The organism is Blautia sp. HCN-1074 (genome assembly GCF_037890165.1).
In the GTDB taxonomy this organism is placed as follows: Bacteria; Bacillota; Clostridia; order Lachnospirales; family Lachnospiraceae; genus Blautia_A.
Genome location: NZ_JBBKBP010000021.1, coordinates 53,782 through 75,511, shown reverse-complemented (window position 1 = coordinate 75,511; position 21,730 = coordinate 53,782). Strand labels below are relative to the sequence as shown.

The window sequence follows — 21,730 nt, the reverse complement described above, 5'->3', positions numbered from 1 at the left end:
GGAATTTAGTTTTTCATTTAAGTTTTATTTTGTGCTATGAACAAATTGTACCATAGATATCTTATTCTGTAAACATACGTTCTTTTTTTAACAAAAAAATTGCGCGTCGGTTAAATGTTATTTTTATTTATTATGAGTGCAGATATGCACAGTTTGCGCTTTCATCTCGGTAATTGAATTGCCGAGGATTCACGCTTATTATCCTAAAAATACCTCCAAAGTAACAGATTTTTATATTTAATCTGTCTGCTTTAGAGGTATCATATCATGCTATTTGCAAAGCATTGAAATCCGGAAGTTGATTAATAACCCCAATTGATTATTTCCCAACTCTTTTTATCTGCCGTTTTCACTAAATACCATTGCCAGTTGGCGTATGTATCATTAGGATTGAACCCACCATCTCCACCTTTTTCGTCTGTATCAAAGCTTGATAATACCACAATAAGTTCTTGGTTATTCTCTTTGTGATACTTCTCAATTTCTTCTGCAAATCTGTTTTCAACATCCTCGTCATAGCGAAGTTCAGCAAGTGTGCAACCTTTAAAATCTTTTGCAAATTTTTTCTCTATGACATCAAACGCTTCATTGATTGAATTTTCACCATAGAGTGCAGAGTAACCAACAACACGATTAACATTTGATACATTTCCTCTATTTCCAGTTAATACAAGGACTGTTGCCACACCTGAAATTACTAATACAGCACATATCACACTTATGCTTTTCTTCTTCATACAATCACATCCCTTTGTCAAATCCCGAGTTGTATTATCACTTATCTTTATCTTTTTTTGAAAAAATAAGACTGCCAGATATACCAAAAGATATACCCAAGCATATTCCGATTCCAATTCCCGCCATGCTGTTTAATGAGTTTATAAAAACAACACTCCAGAGCATCGCTGCTATGATTCCAATGATGATACCTATAACTGTCCTTTTGCTTTTCATAAGCTTATCCTCCAACACCACATATCATTGCCCCATAACAAGGAAATCTATTGTACATTATTTTTTAAGTTCATAAAAAAAATTGCTATTTTATCCAACTTTGCTTCATTATATTCTGCAAAATCCAAATAATATTTTGGAATACTTACAGCCTGAATTTCTTTTTTATATAACCATTGTCTTGTTTTGGCTTCCGGAGCAAAAATAACTGCTTGATGTTCACTGGAAAAAATCTCATTATAAGTACATGCTGAATGGTCTAAAACACACTTCCAATCCATATTCTCATCCTGAAAATATCGATTTAGTTGATTCAAAAATTTCTTTGCTTTTTGCATATAAATGACATTCATAATTGGATTATAATGTTCTCCCTCTATTACAGGAATTTCCCATACTAAACAACACGTTTTCATTTATAGATCCCCCTTTACAAAATGCATAACTCCTCAATTTCCTAATCAATAAAACTTGAAGTTGTTTATTAAACCTTTTTAACCTTAACCAACAACATCATAGGTCTACGCATTTCATTACACATTCCCGGCATACCCATCATATCTGCCGGAGGCATTGCTTCCTCAATAGCCTCAATTTGAAAACCACATTTTATAAGTGGATTCAATATCTGCGTTAATGTGTGGTGCTGTTTAATTACTCGTTGACCAAGAAAATTGGTTTCTCTTTCGCCTGTGTAATAGTAATTGTCGATTGGCCAATATTTAGGTTTCCCATTTTCATCATAAATCCAATCTTCATTAACACCTGCGGTGAAAGTCGGATGTTCAATATTGAATAGGAAATACCCACCTACTTTTAATGTGCAATACACCTTTTGATAAACATTAGCTAAATTTTCGATATAGTGCAGTACCAGGTTAGAAACAACTAGGTCATAAGTATTTTCAGGATAAATGTATTCTTCAACACCGCAAACTTTATACTTGATTTTGTCATCAGAGTTATCAGCTACTGCTTTTGCAATCATTTTTTGACTACTATCAATACCAAGAATTTCAGTAGCTCCCATTTGTGCGGCATATTTGCAATGCCAACCGTAACCACATCCTAAATCCAAAACTTTTTTTCCCTGTAATTTAGGGAATAACGGTTGCAACTGATGCCACTCTCCAGCAGCTTTCAGACCATCTTTGCTTCTTCCCATTTCCGCATATGCGGCAAAAAATTCACTATTATCGTAAATATTTCTCATTGATAATTACCTCCACAACTCCCGATTTGTCACTCACATAATAACATATATCCCCTTTAATTACACTTTCCTCCTTACTTTTTTCTGCAAAATCTTTGATAGATAATCGAAAAGCTGCCCTTCCAAAGGAAAGACAGCTCACAATGTGCGATCTCGCACTCAATATTCAATTTTGTAGTAATAGAAGTATATCTTCTTTTAAAATTGTTTATCCAAGGATTGTTTTCAGGTCTTCTTCCGGAGTTGTTACCGGAGCGATGTTGTAGTTTTCTGCCAGATAGTTTAAGACATTTGGTGAAATGAATGCCGGCAGGGTCGGACCTAAGCGGATGTCTTTGATTCCTAAATGTAACAGTGTGAGAAGGATGCAGACTGCTTTCTGCTCATACCAGGAGAGGATCATGCTCAGTGGCAGTTCATTTACACTGCAGTTAAATGCTTCTGCAAGTGCTACGGCTACTTTGATTGCACTGTAGGCGTCGTTACACTGTCCCATGTCCATGATTCTCGGGAGTCCGCCGATGGTTCCGAGGTCAAGGTCGTTGAAGCGGTATTTTCCGCAGGCGAGGGTTAAGATAATGGTGTCATCCGGGGTCTGCTTTACGAAATCAGTGTAGTAGTTTCTACCTTTACGTACGCCATCACATCCACCTACCAGGAAAAAGTGTCTGATGGCTCCTGATTTGACTGCTTCGATTACTTTATCGGCTACTCCCAGTACTGTTCCATGGGCAAATCCTGTCGTAACCTCTGTTCCTCCGTTGATTCCTGTGAACTGGGTATCTTCTGCATAGCCGCCCAGTTCCAGAGCTTTCTCGATTACCGGTGTAAAGTCTTTTTCGTCGTCAATATGGGTTACATCTGGGAAGGATACCATTTCTGTGGTAAATACTCTGTCTTTATAACTGGCTTTTGGCGGCATGAGGCAGTTGGTCGTATATAGAATCGGTGCAGGAATGTGGTCAAATTCTTTTTGCTGGTTCTGCCATGCGGTTCCGAAGTTTCCTTTCAGGTGAGAGAATTTTTTCAATTCCGGATAAGCGTGTGCCGGAAGCATTTCTCCATGTGTGTAAATGTTGATTCCTTTTCCTTCTGTCTGCTGAAGGAGAAGTTTGAGGTCGTAGAGATCGTGTCCTGTCACTACGATGAACGGGCCTTTTTCTACTTTCAGAGGTACGGTTACCGGTGTCGGTGTACCAAAGGTTTCAGTGTTTGCTTTATCAAGGAGCGCCATGCAGCTTAAATTTACTTTTCCTACTTCCATCACTACCGGGAGAAGTTCTTCCATTCCCCAGTCTTCTGCCAGTGTGAATAATGCTTTATAGAAGAAGTTATTGACTTCCTGATCTTTATAGCCAAGAACCATTGCGTGATATGCATAAGCGGCCATTCCTCTGATACCGAAAAGAATCAGGGATTTCAGTGAGCGGATGTCTTCGTCAGCTTCCCACATACGTTTCATATCATAGTTATCGGTATTTCCACATCTGGATGCACACGCTGCACAGCCTGGTACGATTTTGCTCTTTTCTGTATTTACTTTGTCTATCATTTCTTTGATGGAATCATCATCAAATGCTACGTTGGTCACTGTAGTGAAGAGTCCTTCTATGATGATTCTGTCTGTTGTTTCTTTTCTTTCATTATTTGCACAGGCGCGGGCAAGTCCGATTAATGCCCCTGTCAGTTCATCCTGAAGTCCTGCTGTATCTGCGGTTTTTCCGCATACTCCTGCTTTTCCTGTACATCCGCTGCATCCCGCAGTCTGTTCACACTGAAAACAAAACATCTGTCTATCCATTTTTTTATCTCCTCTATATTATATAATTCTTGCTACACTTATTAAATGCTTTCCGAAAAAAGTCCAATATGCTAAAGCTTTTTATCTATACACTTATATTTACGTACCGTTACTTTGAAAACAATGTATGAATTCTGATTTACTCAAAATATGACACTTTTTATAACAGATATTACGTTACTATTCTCTGCAGTTTCCTACATATTATCCACAATCTGTCCATCTGTTGAGATGATTTTCACCTGCCATGGAATGAACTTTCCACTATTTCTCAAAGCTGTCTCTGCTGCTCTGGCGAGTCCGCCGCAGCATGGAACTTCCATCCTGACAATAGTCACGCTTTTAATGTTATTCTGGCGGATAATCTCTGTCAGTTTCTCGCTGTAATCGCCTTCATCAAGTTTCGGACATCCAATCAGCGTAATTTTTCCTCTGATAAATTCCTGATGGAAGTTTGCATAAGCATATGCGGTACAGTCTGCCGCAATCAGAAGATGCGCTCCGTCAAAGTATGGCGCATTTACAGGCACCAGTTTGATCTGCACAGGCCATTGTCTTAATTCAGATTCTGATGATATATTTACCTGCACATGATTTCTATCTTCTTTTGGATTCTGTGAAGTTCTGAGAATTTTTCTCGCCATACTTCCCGGACATCCTGTGAAAACTTTTTTCACTCCCTGAGTTCCTTCTATGCTATTTGTGTTTATATCAGTATTTGCAGTTACATTAGCTTTTTCTGAATTCGCCTTCATATTTGCTTCCACCGCCGCCTCATCAAACGCGGCTGCTTCTCTTTCGATAAAAGAGATTGCATTTGTCGGACATACCGGCAGGCAGTTCCCCAGCCCATCGCAGTAGTCGTCTCTTAACAATTTTGCTTTGCCATCTACAATACCGATTGCCCCTTCCTGACAGGCATTGGCACACAATCCGCATCCGTTACAGAGTTCTTCATCAATGTGTATGATTTTTCGAATCATATTTTCCTCCTGAAAATTCTTTAAAAGTTATATGTGAATGTTTGTTTTTTCTTGATTACAGGTCAGAGTATATCTGATATCTCCAATTAAGTATGTTGTAAAAACAACAAATTTATATTTTCTATAAAAAAAGTCTCAGAAACTTTATTTTCCTCAGGGAATTCCCCCGAAACTTAATAAAAGTCCTGAGATTTATATTTTAGAAGAGATCTTTCAGTTTCTGCACGAAGCTCTTATTCTCTTCCACTGTTTCTTCCTCATCATCGTCATCATCTATAGAGATTGCTTCTGTTTTCATAGCAAACTGTACAAGTCCGATATCAGTATTTTCATCAGACGCAAAGGATATCGGTGTGAAGTCTTTGCCTGCGATCTTATCTGTTGCATCATCAATTGCATCATCTATCTATGTATTGATATCTTTTGTTTTATCTGTGAATAAAGAAGCTGTCTGTCAGATCCTACGTTTGCCTGCGTTACCCCATCCGCCTGAATATTACTGCATTTTTTTGTATCCAGAGTTACTGTTCCCTGAATCAGATAGTTATCAAAGAATTCATCATCAGAATCCTTATTATCTTTTACAGACAGACTAATCTTAAGCTTCCCGTCTTTTCCGGCTAATTCATCCGCAGATATCTTCTGTCCATCCAGTTCATAGGTAATTTCAATATTCCATGGTATCTTTGTTCCGTTCAGATTGTCCTGATAATAGAGCTTTCCTGCTGGTGCTTCTACCTGAACTTTATCCCCTGAAAGTGTGATCGTGTCATCACTTGACAGATTTTTTACCGATGCATAATTTCCATAATCTGTGATCTCTGTTTTTTCTGTCAAATTATATTCATTTACAACATAAACGCCGGATACGCTTCCGTCCATATTCAGATTTACGTATACATTTTCATCTTTCCGGTTATCGATCGCCATAACAGATGCAGTGCCGGCATTTGCCACCATTGCTGCACAAAGAAATGCCGCGCCTGTCTTTTTAATGATTTTTTTATTCTGATTCATATATTAAATTGCTCCCTTTCTCTCAGAATTCTCTAAGTATGGTCTTTCTGCTTTCAGACAGAAATTTTGCCGCAGAAGTTATGGCTCAGGCTATCCAGAATGCCATCCATACCTCTCAGATTCCAGATGAAGAATTTCTTAAATTTGTATAGCAATCCGCTATAAAAGCGCAGAGATGATACTTTTTCTCTGCGCTTTTATTCTTCCTGTCTGTCTTCATTTTTCATCTGTGCCCTGGCTTTCCTGCCAATCCGGGCATTGCTGTTCATAATACTGGCGCGGGTAATCTTGTCGTTGCCGAATTTCATACGGATTTCATCCATAGCTACATCCAGCTTTCTGCGGCGTTCCTTACTTTCTGTATCTTCGAACAGAGACATCTGCTCATAAGAACCGTCTGTAAGACCGGTCAGTGCCACACCTATGAGACGCAGTGGCTGTCCCCTCCAGAACTCTGCGAAAAGTCTGGTAGCATTTTCATAGATTTCATCTGTGAGATCTGTGGCATTTTCCAGCTTTGTCTGATGAGAACGGTTTCTGAAATCCAGAGTACGGAAAGTAACGGAAATACATCTGCATTTTTTCCCTTTTCTGCGCATTCTGGTTGCCAGAACGTCACACTGCTCCAGCAGAATCGGTAGCACCTGCTCTGTAGAAGTAATATCATCATTAAAAGTCGTCTCCACACTGAAGCCCTTCGCCTCATCAGGTACTGCTTTTACGGTCGAATCATCAATACCTCTGGCATACTTCCAGAGCTGATGTCCCGGCTTTTCTCCAAGCCATAGCTGCACATTTGCTTCCCGTTCCTTTGCCAGATCTCCGATAGTACGGATTCCCTGATTCAGAAGCTTCTGCTCGGAAGCTTTTCCCAGAAACAGCAGGTTACGAACAGGAAGCGGCCACATTTTCTCCGGGATTTCATCCGGGAACAGCGTGTGTACTCTATCCGGCTTCTGGAAATCCGAGGCCATCTTTGCCAGCAGCTTGTTGGTAGAAATCCCCACATTTACTGTAAATCCCAGTTCTCTGTGAATTTTATCCTTCAGCTCATGAGCAGCAGCCACAGGATCAGGATAAATCAGCGAAGTACCCGTCATATCCAGAAACACTTCATCAATAGAGAACGATTCCATCACAGGTGCAAAAGAAGCACAGATTGCTTTAAATGCCCGGGAACATTTATCGTATAATTCAAAATCACTGGGAACGATCACCAGATTTGGACATTTCCGAAGAGCCATGGCTACGGGCTCGCCGGTTTGGATCCCGTATTTTTTGGCAGGAATGGATTTTGCAACCACAATACCTGTCCGTTTCTTTGGATCTCCTCCCACACAGGAGGGAATCTCCCTAAGATCCGGCAACCCCTGGCTCACCCTTCTGGCTGATTCCCAGGAAAGAAATGCGCTGTTTACATCAATATGAAAAATTAATCGTTCCATATACTTCTCACCGTTCTTATTATTTTAATCCTCTATAGCAATTCACTATGCTGAGATTATATCACAAATTTTCTTTTCTTTCATTATCCTTTAAAATATTCATAAATTTCCATACTATCATGACGTTACTGTTCACTCCGTTCACAGCAACAATGTATATCCCTTTTTCTTACTTATAGCAGTCCTCGTAAATAATATTATTTTTTTAACAAAAAAGAATCCTGAAAATCCCAGGATTCTTTTTCTACTGCAGTTCTTTTTTAATAATATATCTGAAGCAGTTTCTATTCTTTGTAGACTTTTACACCGAAGGACTCATGAATGATAGTACGAGCCTCTTCGATTGTTTTAAACTCTTCTGCTTTCAGCATCTGTGCTGTGATATTTCCGATTGCAGTAGCCTCTCCCGGGCCTGCATGGATTTCTTTCTTTGTTGCCTTTGCAGTCAGCTCATTGAGATATCCTGCGTTGGAACCGCCGCCCACGATATGAATACGGCTGTAAGTCCTGCCTGTCATCTCTTCCAGCTCTTTTGCTGTCTTTGCATAGCATTCCGCAAGACTTGTGTAGATAACTGTTGCAATCTCTCCCAGAGTTTCCGGAACCTTCTGTCCTGTTCTGCGGCAGTAATCCTTAACTTCCTCTGTCATATTGTCAGGAGAAAGGAAACACTCATCATTTGCGTCTACTCTTGACGGGAAATCCTTTGCTTCCTCTGCCATTGCGCAGATTTCTGCAAAGCTGTATGCATCATTTACTTCATGACGCACAGACTGAATCATCCAGAGTCCCATGATATTCTTCAGGTAACGGAAACGGCCTGCATAACCGCCTTCATTTGTGAAGTTCATCTCACAGCTTTTCTCAGAACAGTCAGCTTCTTTTCTCTCAATTCCCATCAGTGACCATGTTCCGGAACTGATGTAGATAAAATCATCGTCATTTGCAGGAACTGCCAGTACAGCGGATCCTGTATCATGTGTTGCAGGTGCAACTACTTCCAGATCAAATCCCACTTCTTCCCTGATCTTATCTGACAGATGTCCGATGCCTGTTCCGGGCATGATCAGCTTCTGAAACATTTTTCTCGGATAACCGAGCATATCGATCAATTCATAATCCCAGTCCTTAGTGATCGGGCTTACAAGCTGTCCTGTCGTAGCTTCTGTGTACTCACAGGTTTTCTGTCCTGTAAGAAGGAAATGGAAATAATCCGGCACATGAAGAAGTGTCTCCGCCTGTTCCAGATATTCCGGATGTTTCTTTTTCACTGCCATCAGCTGATAGATCGTATTATAATCAGCTTTCTGGATACCTGTTCTTGCATAAAGATCTTTCAGGGAAATTGCCTTATAAACTTCTTTATCCATTCCCTCTGTACGGTGGTCACGATATCCTACCGTATTTCCAAGAACTTTATCATCCTTGTCCAAAAGTACAAAGTCAACACCCCATGTGTCCACACCCATACTTACCGGAATCTTGCCAATCTCTTTGCATTTCTTCAGACCATTTACAACCTCTTTGAAAAGACGGTCAAATTCCCAGCAGAGTTCTCCGTCTTTCTTTACCATTCCATTCTCAAAACGATAAATTTCTTCCAGAACCATTTTTCCGTTTTCCATATGTCCAAGGATATGACGTCCGCTGGATGCTCCGATATCTACTGCTAAATAATATGCTGCCATTGCAAAACCTCCTCAATATATGAATTTATACGCTCTTCATATCTGATGATTTTATTTTATCTCAACTTACTCCCCAAAATAAGAACCTTGTTTGTCTGAAAAAGTGTCCTTATTTGCTATTTTGAAATCTATCGTCGAAATAAGTATCTTTACAACTTAATAAAATCATCATTTCCAATCATTGTTTTATTGTTTGAACAACAACGCCGCACTTGCCATACGGCAGTGCGGCGTCTGTATTTGTATTAATAATTAATACTTAATTCTAAGGATTCATTTCCTCTCGATATTTACTTATCGATTAGTCATAAAGGTTAGGAGCGATTTCTTCGCTGTCCATATTTGTGGAATCATACCAGTATCCATCTGTAGGAACATCTTCAAGTTCCTGTCCGTTAGCTACTGCTGTCAGAGCGTAGATTGCATAGTAACCCATCATCAGAGGAGACTGTGTAACAGCACCGATGAATGTTCCATCCTGTACAGCGGCTTTAATGATAGAACCAGCATCGAAACCAACACCGATAACATCGCCTGCTCCTGCGTCAGAACCAAGAACGTTCAGGTTAGCATTAGCTGCAAGAACACCTTCTGCTGCTGTCTGGTTGGAACCGAAGATAGCGATGCAGTTTTCCTGAGAAAGGATTGCCTGAGCCTCTGTTGAGCAAAGCTCTACAGTTGTCTGTGCAGGAACAGCGACCTGGATAACAACGTCTGCGTCTGCTTCTTTTGCATCTGCACCTTTAGCTGCGTTTACATAGAACTCGTTACCTTTAACTGCAACTGTTTTTCCGTCAGCCTGAATAAGTTCGATCATTTTGTCAATGAATCCGCCACCACGCTGCTGGATGTTCTGACCTGTGGCATCCTGGTTAACTTCACCGATGATAACCTGTCCATCTGCATTAGCTATAACATCTTTGATTGAATTATACATGTTTTCAGCTGCAACAGAACCAGCCTGTGTGTTATCTGTACAAACTTCACATACTACAGATCCTTCCGGAGCATCAGCGATACCTGTATCAAATGTTACTACCGGGATTCCTTTGTCAGCACATTCCTGAAGTGCATCAAGAACAGAAGATGTATCACATGCAGCAAGACCTAATCCGGCCGGCTTTGCAGCGATTGCTGTGTTGATCATGTTAACCTGGTCAGCGATATCAGATTCACTGTTTGGTCCCTGTGCTTTGTATGTAACACCAAGTTCATCAGCAGCTTTCTTCATACCTTCCTGAGCTGCATCCCAGTATGTAGACTGGAAAGATTTAACCATCATCGGGAAATCATAAGCTTCATTAGCTTTCAGATCTTTGAACTGTTCCGGCATATCGGCTGCCATAACGCTTGATGCGGACATTCCTGCTACCATTGCTGCACACATAACTAATGCGATCACTTTTTTTGCTTTCATTTAAAATTTCCTCCTTTTAAATATACATTTTTAATATAGTTTTTTTTATAAATGATACCCCGGAGGCTTCCTCTCTCGTTCCGCCTTCCCCAAAATACACATATGACAATACTGTCGCCGAACATCCCCTGGAAGCCCTCCGTTGTTTCATATCCTGCTGTTTTGCATCTGTCGTAAGATGCATTTTTCTTTATTCAGTTTTGAAAATTATTTTGCTGCTGCTTTCTTTTCTTTCATGATATCGATCAGTACTGCAATGATAAGAACTGCACCTGTAATAATCTGCTGCCAGTTTGCCTGAAGTCCGATATATGGAAGACCGGTTTTCAGAAGCATGATAACGAAGATACCGGCTAAAGTACCGATTACTGATCCATAACCACCTGTTGCTGCAACACCACCTACGAATACTCCACCGATGGCATCCATTTCAAGTCCTGCACCGGTACCAGGCTGTACAGTTGGTGTAACTGCCGCATATGCGATAGCTGCAAGACCTGTGAAGAGTCCGCATACTACATATACCATAACATGATAGAATTTAACGTTGATTCCCGAAAGAGCTGCTGCTTCTTTATTGGAACCGATCGCGATCGTATAACGACCGAATTTTGTATGATTCAGAACATATTCCATTACAAGGACCAGAATGATCATCCATAAGAAACCGATAGGATAACGGGAAGCACTTCTTCCTGTTCCAACTGTAATCTTAAAGATTGAATGGAACCATCCGCCCTCCTGTGTAAGTCCCGGCCAGGGAGTGGCACTGCACAGGGATCCTGCACCTCGGGTAATCATACATGTACAAAGTGTTGCAAGGAATGGCGGCAGGTTCATAATACCGATCAGCACACCATTTGCTGCTCCTACAATAATTCCAAGTACAATGCAAAGTAACATTGCAAGTACAACCGGAAGATTATTATTTCTTACCAGAGATCCTGCGATCAATGCGTAACATACCATACCTGTTCCGATTGACAGGTCTACACCTCCTGTAATAAGAGGGAATGTAACACCGATTGCCATCAGAAGATCATAATATGAGAAATCCAGCATACTCAGGATTGTGGTATACTGTCTGAACTCCCTGCTCTTAAAGGAGAAAATTGCAAACAGTACAATAATAACCAGTAATACAATAAATCTCTGATCACTTAAAATACTTTTTTTCTTCTTAGTCATGACTTTCCTCCTTAATTGATGTTCCGTGTTGCATGATTCATAATGTGTTCCTGTGTAGCTTCGGAAATATCAATATTTCCTGTAATCTTGCCTTCACACATAACGATAATGCGGTCACTCATACGGAGAACTTCTGTCATTTCAGAAGAAATCATGATAATAGATTTACCTTCTGCTGCCAGTCTGTTCATTAACTTGTAAATTTCATTCTTGGCACCAACATCAATACCTCTGGTCGGCTCATCAAAAATAAGAATCTCACTGTCTCGTGTCAGCCATTTTGCGATAACGACCTTCTGCTGGTTACCACCGGAAAGATTGACTACCAGCTGCTCGCAGTTTGGAGTTTTGGTTGCCAGCTCTTTAACGTATTTCTCTGAAACCTCTTTTTCTTTTGATTTATTAATGAAGATACCACTGGTAAATTCTTCCATGGTTGCCAGCGTAGTATTCTCTGTTACAGATTTCTGTACGACACAACCATATCTTCTTCTGTCCTCTGACAGATAACCAATACCATATTTAACTGCATCCTGAGGACTGTTGATAGTTACCTCGCGAAGCTGTCCGTCTTTTCCCCTTATAGAGATCTTTCCACTCTGTTTCGGGTCAGCACCAAACAGTGCTCTTGCTGTCTCAGTACGTCCGGCTCCCATCAGTCCTGAGAAACCAAGAATCTCACCTTTGCGAAGTTCAAAGCTTACATTCTGAACCATCTTACCTGCATTCAGGTTCTCTACCTTAAGAACAACCGGCGCATCTGGTGCAACCATGCTATGTTCTTTTGGATCCTCGTAAATAACACGTCCAACCATCATATTGATGATGTCTTCTTTTGTACTGTCTGCTGTGATCAGAGTTCCTACATAACCACCATCTCGCATGACTGTTACTCTGTCAGTGATCGTTTTGATCTCATCCATACGGTGGGAAATATAAACGATTCCAAGACCTTTCTTACGAAGATCACGGATAATCTCGAATAAGTCTGCAATCTCTTTCTCTGTCAGTGCTGCTGACGGCTCATCAAAGATAATAACCTCTGCTTTGTGGGAAATAGCCTTTGCGATCTCACACATCTGCTGTTTTCCGACGGTAAGATTGTTCATCTTTTCTTTTGGATTGATTTCAATGTTCAGTTCCTGAAAGAGTTTTTTGGAATCTTCGATCATTTTCTTATCATCAATGCTGAACCCTTTCTTTGGTTCACGTCCGATAAAAATATTCTGAGCTACGGTAAGATCACCTACCATGTTCAGCTCCTGATGCACGATTACAACACCTGCATCCTGCGCTTCTCTTGTGTTATGGAATTCAGTTTCCTTTCCTTTATAGGTAATGGATCCTGAATCTTTCTGATAAATACCGGTAAGAACTTTCATCAATGTAGACTTTCCGGCACCGTTTTCTCCCATAAGAGCATGTACTTCGCCGCGTTTCACTTCAAAATTAACGTGATCCAGAGCATGAACTCCAGGAAAGGACTTATCAATGTCCTTCATAGTCAAAATAACTTCACCCATTGTTACATCCTCCCTTCCGATCAGTTCTTTCTGCGTCTTGCAGAAACGTCGACATAAACTGCTACAATTACGATAAGTCCTGTGATGATCATCTGCTGACCTTTACCAAGACCAAATGCCATGATACCCTGCTGAAGAAGAGAAATGATAAATACACCGATGACTGTACCGCCGATAGAAGCAAGTCCGCCAACCATGGATGTACCACCCATTACACAGCCTGCAATCGCTTCATTGTTGTACTGATCGCCGTATCCAGGCTGAACAGTTGTATAAGCACCAACAAAGAAAATTGCTCCGATTCCTACAAGAACACCGCAGATCACATAAGCAAGCATTCTCCATTTTTTTGTATTAACACCGCTGAGTCTTACTGCTTCGCTGTTAGAACCAAGACAAAGGATATAACGTCCCGGTTTTGTGTTATAAAGAATAATTCCACAGATCACTGCTGCTGCCAGGAAAATCACAAGCCCTACAGGGAATCCCTTATAGGAGATAAGATTTCTGAACCATCCGTTTACAGGATCACTTCCCAGTGGCCAGCTGACGGACTGTGTCTTTGTAAATACAGATGCAATACCTTTTGCAATGTTCATAGATGCCATGGAAATGATAAATGGCGGAACTGACATATAAGATACCATCCAGCCATTAAACACGCCAAATGCAAATCCGATCAGGATACAGATCACCATTGCTGCTGCACAAGGTACATGATAAGATGTCATGCAGTAACCTGAGATCAGGGCACAGCAGAACATTACAGGTCCAATGGAGAAATCGATTCCTCCAGTGGCAATTACAAATGTTACTCCAAGTGACAGAAAGCCCAGGAAGTATACATAGTTCAAAGTAGATTTGATACTGTCACCTACAGGGAACTTACTTCCCAGAACTACTTTGAAGACTACGAACATAAGAACCAGAATACATGCTAACAGGATTCTGTTCAGACCGAGTTTCTTCACAATTGGATTTTGTTTCAACTTTTCCAAGTTTTTCACCCTCCTTACGTTATTTCGTATCTCTTTGTTTTCTATATCTTACCTTACCTGTCGGATAATTGTAATGAAATATCTTCCAAAAAAAGGTTAAATATTTCCTTTTTTTCATCCGGAAATATTTAACCTTTTTGCTTCTTTTATCCTTATATTACGCAGTCGTTTCAACGCGTCAGTCAGCTAAACGGGAAGATCAGCCGTTCAATATCACTGTTATACATATTCTCCGGCGTAACCAGCTCGCATCCTGAATCAATATTCTTCTCTACTGCATCCCCGTTAAGCATATGAATGGTTTCTTCCACTCCGATATACCCCATCCGGAATGCTTTCTGCACAATAATTCCCTTATAAACGCCCATTTCCATAAGATTGATGGCCTCCTGAGAACAGTCCACACCAACTACTGCGATCTTATCTTTCGCTCCTGCATCACTGACTGCTCTTCCCACACCAACTGCAGAATATTCGTTCATTCCTGCAATCAGTTCCAGATCCGGATATTTCCTCATCAGTTCCTGCGCCAGTTCATAGGATTTCTCATAGAGTGAGTTACAGTAGACAATATCTACTATGTTATCAGCATAGTCACCAAGACCTTCCCTGAATCCCTGTTCTCTCTCCACAGCCGTGGAAACACCTTTTACATGGCTGACAATGGCTATCTTTGAATCTTTATCGATTAATTTTCTGGCATACTCTCCTAACATCCTGCCCGCATTCACATTATCTGTGGCAACTGTAAGATCCTGCAATTCTTCTTTTGTATAGGAATCAATATAGGTAATACGGATTCCTTTTTCTTTTGCTTCCTTCAGAAGTTCATCTGATGCATCCATGCTGGAAGGAGAAAACAGAATCGCATCCGGTTTCTGCTCAATGGCCTTTTTCAGAAGTTTATTCTGTTCTTCTATATTCTCTTCTTTATCCGGAGCCAGGATTTCAAGGTCAGATTCATATTCCTCTGCCGCCATCTTACAGCCGGATATTACCGAAGTCCAGAAATCATTGGTGTTATCCCTGATCTTTGGAATATAAATGAGGGAGCATTTTTTCGTCTGTGTCGCCTCCGGTTTCAGGATTCCGGCAAAAATCACCACTGCTGCCGCCATAAGGATTGCAACTGTTATAATCTCTTTTTTATGACTTTTCATGGGATTCCTCCTGTATTCCGGGAATTACAACAGATGCTGTGGTTCCCTTTCCTTTTTCACTGTGATAGATAATGCCATAATCTTTTCCATAATATAAAACCAGACGCTGCTGCACATTGTACACCCCAACTCCATTGGAACGGTAATTCACCTTATGCTTATCATAAATATGTTTCAGGGTTTCCTCATCCATTCCCACACCATCGTCCGTAATATCGATTACTGCATTCTCACCTTTCATATATCCATGTACTGTCAACAGTCCTTTACTGTCTTTATATTTTAAGCCATGATAAATTGCATTCTCCACGAGCGGCTGCAATACCAGACGAATGATAGGTACCTGTGTAATGGATGGATCTGCCTTTATCTCAAATTCCAGCTTATCCTTGTAGCGCATCTTCTGGATCGTGAGGTAACTTCTGACATATTCAATCTCCTGTCCGACTGTTACAAGCTCATCCTCATTGCTGATACTCTGTCTGAGCAGTCGCGCCAGAGAAGCCGTCATTATCACCACTTCCTCATTCTTCTTTCCTTCAGCCATCCAGATAATAGAATCCAGCGTATTATACAGAAAATGTGGATTGATCTGCGACTGCAGGGCTTTCAGTTCTATTTTTCTCTTCTGCTCCTGCTCCTTTACATTCTGCTCCATTAATTCCCGTATCCTGTGCGTCATCACATTAAAAGATCTGGTAAGACTTCCTATTTCATTGTCGGAAATCACCTCTATATCTTCAATATCAAAATTTCCTTTCTGCACACTTTTCATGGAATCGCGAAGCTTCTGGATCGGCAGCGTAATATTTCTGGCAATCAGGCTGGAAATCAGAAGAGCAACTATGATCAGCCCCACTGCTACCAGCACATAAATACTTCTTGTCTGTCTGCTGTTTCGTAAAAGTTCAGACATATTCATGCATCCCACAATAGTCCATCCTGTGATATCAGAATGGGACAGTGCATAAATTTTCTCGTCATCTCCCTTTCCGACAGTAACAATATCTGATTTTGCATTCATAACAAGTGAAATGTTCTCTGTCTGCAGTTCATTATATAACTGCTGCTGTTGTGGATGATAAACGATATTTCCATTCTGATCAAGAATAAAAACATATCCTTTATCTCCCATGCTGCTCTGTGCACAGAGTTCACTGATCGCACTGTAATTCAGATCCAGAAAAACTACTCCATCCTCTGCTTCTGTTCCTGTATAATTGCAGATTCCTCTGCTGAGTGTGATGACCCATGGTCTTTCTCCCTTTATCACATTCTGCACATGAGAAGATGTCAGATTATACCGGTCATATTTTCCGACTGCATCTGCATACCATGGCTGTGTATTAAGATCTACATATGTATTTCTCACAGATAATCCATTGTCAAACAGAGATGGAGAGTTCTTATCCTCTCTGACAATCCCGATATTTCTGATATCCGCCCTGCCCTTCAGGATCGTTTTAAACTGTTCCACAAGGCGCTGTCTGTATTCACTGTAATTTTCATCCTTTGTGGCTCCATATCCTTTTTCACTGTACAGATATTTATAAGCATCACCGCTTTGCGCGATTACTGACGCAATATTATCCATATAACTGATATACGAATCTATATTCTGATTCAGCTGTTTGATGATCGTCTGTGTATACATGACAGAATTTTCATAAATAGATGAATTCGTATATCTCAGAGATACCACTGTCACAACCAGCACAGCACTTAATACCAGGATCGACACCGCACAGAAAATAGAACTCTGAATACTCTTAAATTTTGAAGAAATCTTCATCGGCGTTTCTCCCTTGCATATTCGGTAGGTGTTTTTCCTGTCATCTTCTTAAATGAAATTCCGAAATAGTGTGGATCTGAAAATCCTACTTTTTCCGCAATCTCATAATTCTTCAGAGTTGTATTCTCCAGGAGTTCCTTCGCCTTCTCCATTCTGATCCTGGTAAGTGATTCGATAAATGTTTCCCCTGTCATCTCCTTAAAAATAGTGCTGAAATAGCTGGTACTGATATTCAGATAAGAACAGATACTGTTCAGACTCAGATCCGGATCCATATAATTTTTTCGGATATAATCCATAGCCATCATTCCCTGCCTCTGGCCGCTGGAACTGTTCAGATCCTGAAGTGATTCAAATACTCCTTCAGCATACTCCTTCACCAATGTCACTGCTTTATCAAAGGTTTTTGCCTGAGAAACTTCTTTCAGAAGCTTCTCTCTCTGAGCAATGATCTTTTCCGGATCATCACTCAGGGACTGGCAGGTATTTCCGATGGCACGTATCACCTGCTGAAGATAAATGCAGGCATAACTTTTCTCCACCAGTGCCCCTTTGATCTCATGCTCGATCTGCTCCAGGATTTCTGTCACTTTCTGCCTGTTTCCGACCTTTATCTCTTCTGTCAGTGTTTCCAGAGATTTTATAAGATTAATACTGTTGTCCGTTTTCTTTTCTTCCATATCCAAAAGGAGGCTGCCTCCCAGCAGATACCGATAGCCAATGGCTTTCTCAGCAAGCTTATAGGAATAGACCAGTTCCTGAGGTGATCTCACCCAGCTTCCGATTCCTATAGAAGTTTCAATCCCGATCACTTCTTTTACTTTCTGCTGGATTTCCTGACAGATACTATGTATTTTGTCTCCGAATTCTCTGGATCTGCATCCTGTAAATATAATGCATACCCGGTTACTGCCTTCCTGATAAGCAACACCTGCGTTCTCTCTGGTCACAATTTCATTGCTTATATTAAAAAGTACAAAGGACATCAATGCGCTTTCCTGCTGTTTATGCATATCTACCTGATACATTTCTGAGTAAGTGTCCATATCAAAAACAGCTACTCTGTAGCTCGAACAGTCAAAGCTGATCCCCAGCTTTTTCAGTTCCAGAAGACTTACCTGTACATCTCTGGTACAATTTACAAGAGTCTCCAGTGCTTTCGACCGGATGACATCCACATTCTTGTGATAATCCTTTGAAGTCTGCGACAGGGATTCCATTTTTTTCTGTTCTTTTTTTCTGGAATCCAGCTTTTCTTTCATATTCCGGAGCACTTTTGTCAGTTCCATTGCTGTGACAGGTTTGAGCATATATTCACTTACATTATAACGGATTGCTTTCTTCGCATATTCAAATTCCCCAAAACCACTGAATATAACAATAAGAATATCCGGATAATTATCATGAAGAAACTCGCTCAGTTCCATACCATCCATATAAGGCATACAGATATCTGTCAATACAACATCCACCTTGTGGCTCTGCACAAATTCCACTGCCTGTCTGCCATTCTCACAATCCCCCACAAGCTCACAGTCCAGGCTTTTCCAGTCAATGTTCTCCCTGATTGCATCCCTGACCAGGATTTCGTCGTCTACCAATAATATTTTGTACATATTAAATTTTATCCCCCATAAGATCAGGCATCATCCCCTGCCTGATAACCCAATAAAAATTACTACTTCCTTTTACTTATTTAACTGAATCAGGTAAAACCTCCGCAAAGCAGCTATTCAGTTATAAGCGAACAGTAAAGCAGGTTTCGAATATCTGCGTGATTCACTATAATGATAATAGCATATTTATACTATTTTTTCAATTTTTCAATATATTTTTTGTGCATTTCATACAACTCCGTGTGTTACTGTTTCCTCCGCTGTAAACTATAAAAATTTACTCTTTTTGCGTAAAATATTGCCTTGAATAATCTGATTTTTTTCATTAAACTGTTTACAATGATTTTCAGAATTTTGAAAGGAGAATACAAATTATGTTAAAGGGAATTCCTGAAATTTTATCACCGGAATTATTAAAAGTTTTATGTGAAATGGGACACAGCGATCGTCTTGTTATCGCAGACGGTAACTTCCCTGTTGAATCTATGGGAAAGAATGCCATCACTATCCGCTGTGACGGACATGGTGTACCGGAAATCCTGGATGCGATCCTCAAACTGTTTCCACTGGATACTTATGTAGAGCATCCTGTAAATCTCATGGAAGTTATGCCTGGCGATAATGTAGAAACACCAATCTGGGATACATATAAAGAAATCGTTGCAAAATATGACGAGCGCGGCGATAAAGCGGTTGGAAATATTGAACGTTTCGCTTTCTATGAAGAAGCCAAAACTGCATATTGCATTATTTCCACAAGCGAAAAAGCTCTGTATGCAAATATAATGCTTCAGAAAGGTGTTGTAATCAACAACTGATTTTGCTTTATCTTTTCGTTACTGTTCACAGTAACGTAGCCAAAATTCATTCCAGATTGCCTGCGGCAATGGAATTTTGACTTGTATGTCTCGGGATTTTGGCATATTCATGCCAAATATCATTTTTACACATTATACACACATCACACATACATATATATACAACAGGCTGGTATCTGTACACACAGATATCAGTTTGTTTTTTTTGATTCCCCCTGATACAAACAGCCGCCCAAAGTCAGATCATCTCCAACTCCGGGCGGCCGATATACATTCTTACATATCGGTTTTATTTATTATTTGTAAAGAGGTCCATAATTCTTGCATGCTCTGAAATCTGCACCTTCTTTATCCATTCCAAATGCATTCCATGCTGCCGGACGATAGATATCTTTCTCAGGAACATTGTGCATGGATACAGGAATTCTCAGCATAGAGCACATTGTGATAAGATCTGCACCAATGTGTCCGTAGGAGATTGCTCCATGGTTTGCACCCCAGTTGTTCATTACATCATAAGCTGTCTTGAACGGTCCTTCTTTGCCATCGCATCTTGGAGCAAACCATGTACATGGCCATGTATAGTCTGTACGTTTCCACAGCTTGTCAGATACTTCTTCAGGAAGAGCTACTGTCCATCCTTCAGCAATCTGCAGAACCGGTCCAAGTCCTTTTACAAGGTTCAGACGGATCATTGTTGCAGGCATCTGGGCACGTGTTTCATAACGGCTGGAGTATCCGCCTCCACGGAAATATCCGTTGTCAGCCATACACCATTCTGTGTTTTCCATGATTGCTTTCTGGTCTTCTTCTGTGATATCCCACCACTGTTTCATAACAGCTGTTCCATCAGCTTCTTTTGCTTCTCCGTTAGCATCAAGGCAGGCAGCACCGGAGTTGATCAGGTGAAGGAAACCGCCGGCTTCTTTTGCTACGCCCTCAAGGTCATATCCTGTAGCTTTCTTAACAGCCTCCGGGCTCCAGTATGTACGAACATCAGCGAAAATCTGTGCTCTGTTTGTAAGAAGTTTCATAAACAGCATTCCAAGTCCGTTAAGAACATCGTTCTCTGTAGCCAGGATGTATGGTTCACGTGCTCCGTTCCAGTCAAAGGAGGTGTTCAGCATAGCTTCTGCAAAGTCACCGTTCGGATAGAAATCTGTCCACTGTCTCTGTCCCTGGAAACCGGCTGCCAGAGCATTGTGTCCGATTGCTTCTTCAGAGAATTTAGGATCAAGGTTGTCACAGCCGTTCATCAGTTCTTTGATGATAACTGCCATCTTAACAACAAACTCGAACTGCTCTTCTTTCTTTTCAGCTGAGAACTGAAGTTCTTCAGGGTTCTTATCCCAGCCAATCTTACAGGTTTCTTTTGCCCATTTCAGAGCTTTCTCAAATTCTGCGTGATCATAGATACCCTCTGTCATACGACGGATGATCTCTACCTCATCAACAGACTCAACTCTCATTCCAAGATAAGATTCGATGAAATCGGAATCAATGATAGATCCGCCGATACCCATTGTTACAGAACCGATCTGCAGATAGGATTTTCCTCTCATGGATGCTGCTGCAACTGCTGCGCGGCCGAATCTTAACAGTTTTTCTTTAACGTCTTCCGGAATAGATGTGTCATCAGCTTCCTGAACATCATGTCCATAGATACCGAATGCCGGAAGTCCTTTCTGTGCATGTGTTGCAAGTACAGATGCAAGGTATACAGCACCAGGTCTTTCTGTTCCGTTGAATCCCCATACAGCTTTGATCGTCTGTGGATCCATATCCATTGTCTCAGCACCGTAGCACCAGCATGGTGTAACTGTAAGAGTGATATCTACGCCTTCTTTACGGAATTTATCTGCACATGCAGCGCTCTCGCCAACACGTCCGATGGTTGTATCAGCGATTACAACTTTAACCGGTTCACCGTTGGAATATCTTAAATTCTCTTCAAATAATTTAGCAGCTGATTTCGCCATATTCATTGTCTGATCTTCCAGAGATCCACGAACATCCAGTGCTCCTCTACGACCATCGATAGTAGGTCTGATTCCGATTACCGGATAGCTGCCGATTAATCTGCTCTTTGCCATAATAAAATACCTCCTGAAATTAAT

At 40.7% G+C, this 21,730-nt stretch carries 18 protein-coding genes; 1 reads left to right on the top strand and 17 read right to left on the bottom strand.

Annotated elements, in window-relative coordinates:
• Positions 1 to 302: 302 nt before the first annotated feature.
• From WKT11_RS15530 to WKT11_RS15455, 16 genes are all read right to left on the bottom strand, one after another.
• Complete coding sequence (locus tag WKT11_RS15530; protein WP_117674465.1) at positions 303 to 737, bottom strand: hypothetical protein; 435 nt, start codon at positions 735 to 737, stop codon at positions 303 to 305.
• A 37-nt stretch (positions 738 to 774) separates the two neighbouring features.
• Positions 775 to 954: a hypothetical protein gene (locus WKT11_RS15525; protein WP_019162387.1), complete on the bottom strand. Its 180-nt coding sequence runs from the start codon at positions 952 to 954 to the stop codon at positions 775 to 777.
• A 47-nt stretch (positions 955 to 1,001) separates the two neighbouring features.
• The gene (locus WKT11_RS15520; RefSeq protein ID WP_019162388.1) at positions 1,002 to 1,370 is read right to left on the bottom strand and encodes a hypothetical protein; all 369 of its coding nucleotides are present in this window, start codon (positions 1,368 to 1,370) and stop codon (positions 1,002 to 1,004) included.
• 68 nt (positions 1,371 to 1,438) lie between these two features.
• A complete protein-coding gene (locus tag WKT11_RS15515; protein ID WP_022262569.1) occupies positions 1,439 to 2,167 on the bottom strand; it encodes a class I SAM-dependent methyltransferase in 729 nt (242 codons plus the stop codon).
• A 208-nt stretch (positions 2,168 to 2,375) separates the two neighbouring features.
• Positions 2,376 to 3,968 (bottom strand): hydroxylamine reductase, encoded by a 1,593-nt coding sequence (hcp, locus tag WKT11_RS15510; RefSeq protein WP_019161395.1) that lies wholly within the window; start codon positions 3,966 to 3,968, stop codon positions 2,376 to 2,378.
• Positions 3,969 to 4,165: 197 nt separating this feature from the next.
• A complete protein-coding gene (locus WKT11_RS15505; RefSeq protein ID WP_117674464.1) occupies positions 4,166 to 4,951 on the bottom strand; it encodes an ATP-binding protein in 786 nt (261 codons plus the stop codon).
• 402 nt (positions 4,952 to 5,353) lie between these two features.
• Positions 5,354 to 5,968 carry a hypothetical protein gene (locus WKT11_RS15500; RefSeq protein ID WP_117674463.1) on the bottom strand — a complete coding sequence of 205 codons (615 nt, stop codon included), beginning with the start codon at positions 5,966 to 5,968 and terminating at the stop codon, positions 5,354 to 5,356.
• Positions 5,969 to 6,165: 197 nt separating this feature from the next.
• Complete coding sequence (locus WKT11_RS15495; protein WP_117674462.1) at positions 6,166 to 7,413, bottom strand: DNA polymerase Y family protein; 1,248 nt, start codon at positions 7,411 to 7,413, stop codon at positions 6,166 to 6,168.
• 284 nt (positions 7,414 to 7,697) lie between these two features.
• Complete coding sequence (gene rhaB, locus WKT11_RS15490) at positions 7,698 to 9,101, bottom strand: rhamnulokinase (protein WP_340285191.1); 1,404 nt, start codon at positions 9,099 to 9,101, stop codon at positions 7,698 to 7,700.
• 301 nt (positions 9,102 to 9,402) lie between these two features.
• Positions 9,403 to 10,518 carry a substrate-binding domain-containing protein gene (locus WKT11_RS15485; protein ID WP_340285190.1) on the bottom strand — a complete coding sequence of 372 codons (1,116 nt, stop codon included), beginning with the start codon at positions 10,516 to 10,518 and terminating at the stop codon, positions 9,403 to 9,405.
• A gap of 207 nt (positions 10,519 to 10,725) precedes the next feature.
• Positions 10,726 to 11,706, bottom strand: a complete 981-nt coding sequence (locus tag WKT11_RS15480; RefSeq protein WP_008705556.1) for an ABC transporter permease — start codon at positions 11,704 to 11,706, stop codon at positions 10,726 to 10,728.
• An 11-nt stretch (positions 11,707 to 11,717) separates the two neighbouring features.
• Positions 11,718 to 13,229: a sugar ABC transporter ATP-binding protein gene (locus tag WKT11_RS15475; RefSeq protein WP_008705558.1), complete on the bottom strand. Its 1,512-nt coding sequence runs from the start codon at positions 13,227 to 13,229 to the stop codon at positions 11,718 to 11,720.
• 20 nt (positions 13,230 to 13,249) lie between these two features.
• Positions 13,250 to 14,227 carry an ABC transporter permease gene (locus WKT11_RS15470; RefSeq protein ID WP_008705559.1) on the bottom strand — a complete coding sequence of 326 codons (978 nt, stop codon included), beginning with the start codon at positions 14,225 to 14,227 and terminating at the stop codon, positions 13,250 to 13,252.
• A gap of 182 nt (positions 14,228 to 14,409) precedes the next feature.
• Complete coding sequence (locus tag WKT11_RS15465; protein ID WP_022380185.1) at positions 14,410 to 15,387, bottom strand: substrate-binding domain-containing protein; 978 nt, start codon at positions 15,385 to 15,387, stop codon at positions 14,410 to 14,412.
• Positions 15,374 to 17,179 carry a sensor histidine kinase gene (locus tag WKT11_RS15460; protein WP_022380184.1) on the bottom strand — a complete coding sequence of 602 codons (1,806 nt, stop codon included), beginning with the start codon at positions 17,177 to 17,179 and terminating at the stop codon, positions 15,374 to 15,376. The genes WKT11_RS15465 and WKT11_RS15460 overlap by 14 nt, the downstream gene beginning before the upstream one ends.
• Complete coding sequence (locus WKT11_RS15455) at positions 17,176 to 18,795, bottom strand: response regulator (RefSeq protein ID WP_022380183.1); 1,620 nt, start codon at positions 18,793 to 18,795, stop codon at positions 17,176 to 17,178. Before WKT11_RS15455 ends, WKT11_RS15460 begins: the two co-directional genes overlap by 4 nt.
• 374 nt (positions 18,796 to 19,169) lie before the next feature.
• Here WKT11_RS15455 and WKT11_RS15450 point away from each other — a divergent pair, with 374 nt between their 5' ends.
• Positions 19,170 to 19,613: an RbsD/FucU family protein gene (locus WKT11_RS15450; protein WP_008708382.1), complete on the top strand. Its 444-nt coding sequence runs from the start codon at positions 19,170 to 19,172 to the stop codon at positions 19,611 to 19,613.
• A 296-nt stretch (positions 19,614 to 19,909) separates the two neighbouring features.
• Here the strand turns inward: WKT11_RS15450 and WKT11_RS15445 are convergent, their stop codons facing one another.
• A complete protein-coding gene (locus tag WKT11_RS15445) occupies positions 19,910 to 21,706 on the bottom strand; it encodes an L-fucose isomerase (RefSeq protein ID WP_022381348.1) in 1,797 nt (598 codons plus the stop codon).
• Positions 21,707 to 21,730 lie beyond the last annotated feature (24 nt).

Bases quoted from the DNA above. Each gene is read 5' to 3' on its own strand.
- WKT11_RS15530 (WP_117674465.1), bottom strand. From the start codon at position 737: ATGAAGAAGAAAAGCATAAGTGTGATATGTGCTGTATTAGTAATTTCA.
- WKT11_RS15525 (WP_019162387.1), bottom strand. From the start codon at position 954: ATGAAAAGCAAAAGGACAGTTATAGGTATCATCATTGGAATCATAGCA.
- WKT11_RS15520 (WP_019162388.1), bottom strand. From the start codon at position 1,370: ATGAAAACGTGTTGTTTAGTATGGGAAATTCCTGTAATAGAGGGAGAA.
- WKT11_RS15515 (WP_022262569.1), bottom strand. From the start codon at position 2,167: ATGAGAAATATTTACGATAATAGTGAATTTTTTGCCGCATATGCGGAA.
- hcp (WP_019161395.1), bottom strand. From the start codon at position 3,968: ATGGATAGACAGATGTTTTGTTTTCAGTGTGAACAGACTGCGGGATGC.
- WKT11_RS15505 (WP_117674464.1), bottom strand. From the start codon at position 4,951: ATGATTCGAAAAATCATACACATTGATGAAGAACTCTGTAACGGATGC.
- WKT11_RS15500 (WP_117674463.1), bottom strand. From the start codon at position 5,968: ATGAATCAGAATAAAAAAATCATTAAAAAGACAGGCGCGGCATTTCTT.
- WKT11_RS15495 (WP_117674462.1), bottom strand. From the start codon at position 7,413: ATGGAACGATTAATTTTTCATATTGATGTAAACAGCGCATTTCTTTCC.
- rhaB (WP_340285191.1), bottom strand. From the start codon at position 9,101: ATGGCAGCATATTATTTAGCAGTAGATATCGGAGCATCCAGCGGACGT.
- WKT11_RS15485 (WP_340285190.1), bottom strand. From the start codon at position 10,518: ATGAAAGCAAAAAAAGTGATCGCATTAGTTATGTGTGCAGCAATGGTA.
- WKT11_RS15480 (WP_008705556.1), bottom strand. From the start codon at position 11,706: ATGACTAAGAAGAAAAAAAGTATTTTAAGTGATCAGAGATTTATTGTA.
- WKT11_RS15475 (WP_008705558.1), bottom strand. From the start codon at position 13,229: ATGGGTGAAGTTATTTTGACTATGAAGGACATTGATAAGTCCTTTCCT.
- WKT11_RS15465 (WP_022380185.1), bottom strand. From the start codon at position 15,387: ATGAAAAGTCATAAAAAAGAGATTATAACAGTTGCAATCCTTATGGCG.
- WKT11_RS15460 (WP_022380184.1), bottom strand. From the start codon at position 17,179: ATGAAGATTTCTTCAAAATTTAAGAGTATTCAGAGTTCTATTTTCTGT.
- WKT11_RS15455 (WP_022380183.1), bottom strand. From the start codon at position 18,795: ATGTACAAAATATTATTGGTAGACGACGAAATCCTGGTCAGGGATGCA.
- WKT11_RS15450 (WP_008708382.1), top strand. From the start codon at position 19,170: ATGTTAAAGGGAATTCCTGAAATTTTATCACCGGAATTATTAAAAGTT.
- WKT11_RS15445 (WP_022381348.1), bottom strand. From the start codon at position 21,706: ATGGCAAAGAGCAGATTAATCGGCAGCTATCCGGTAATCGGAATCAGA.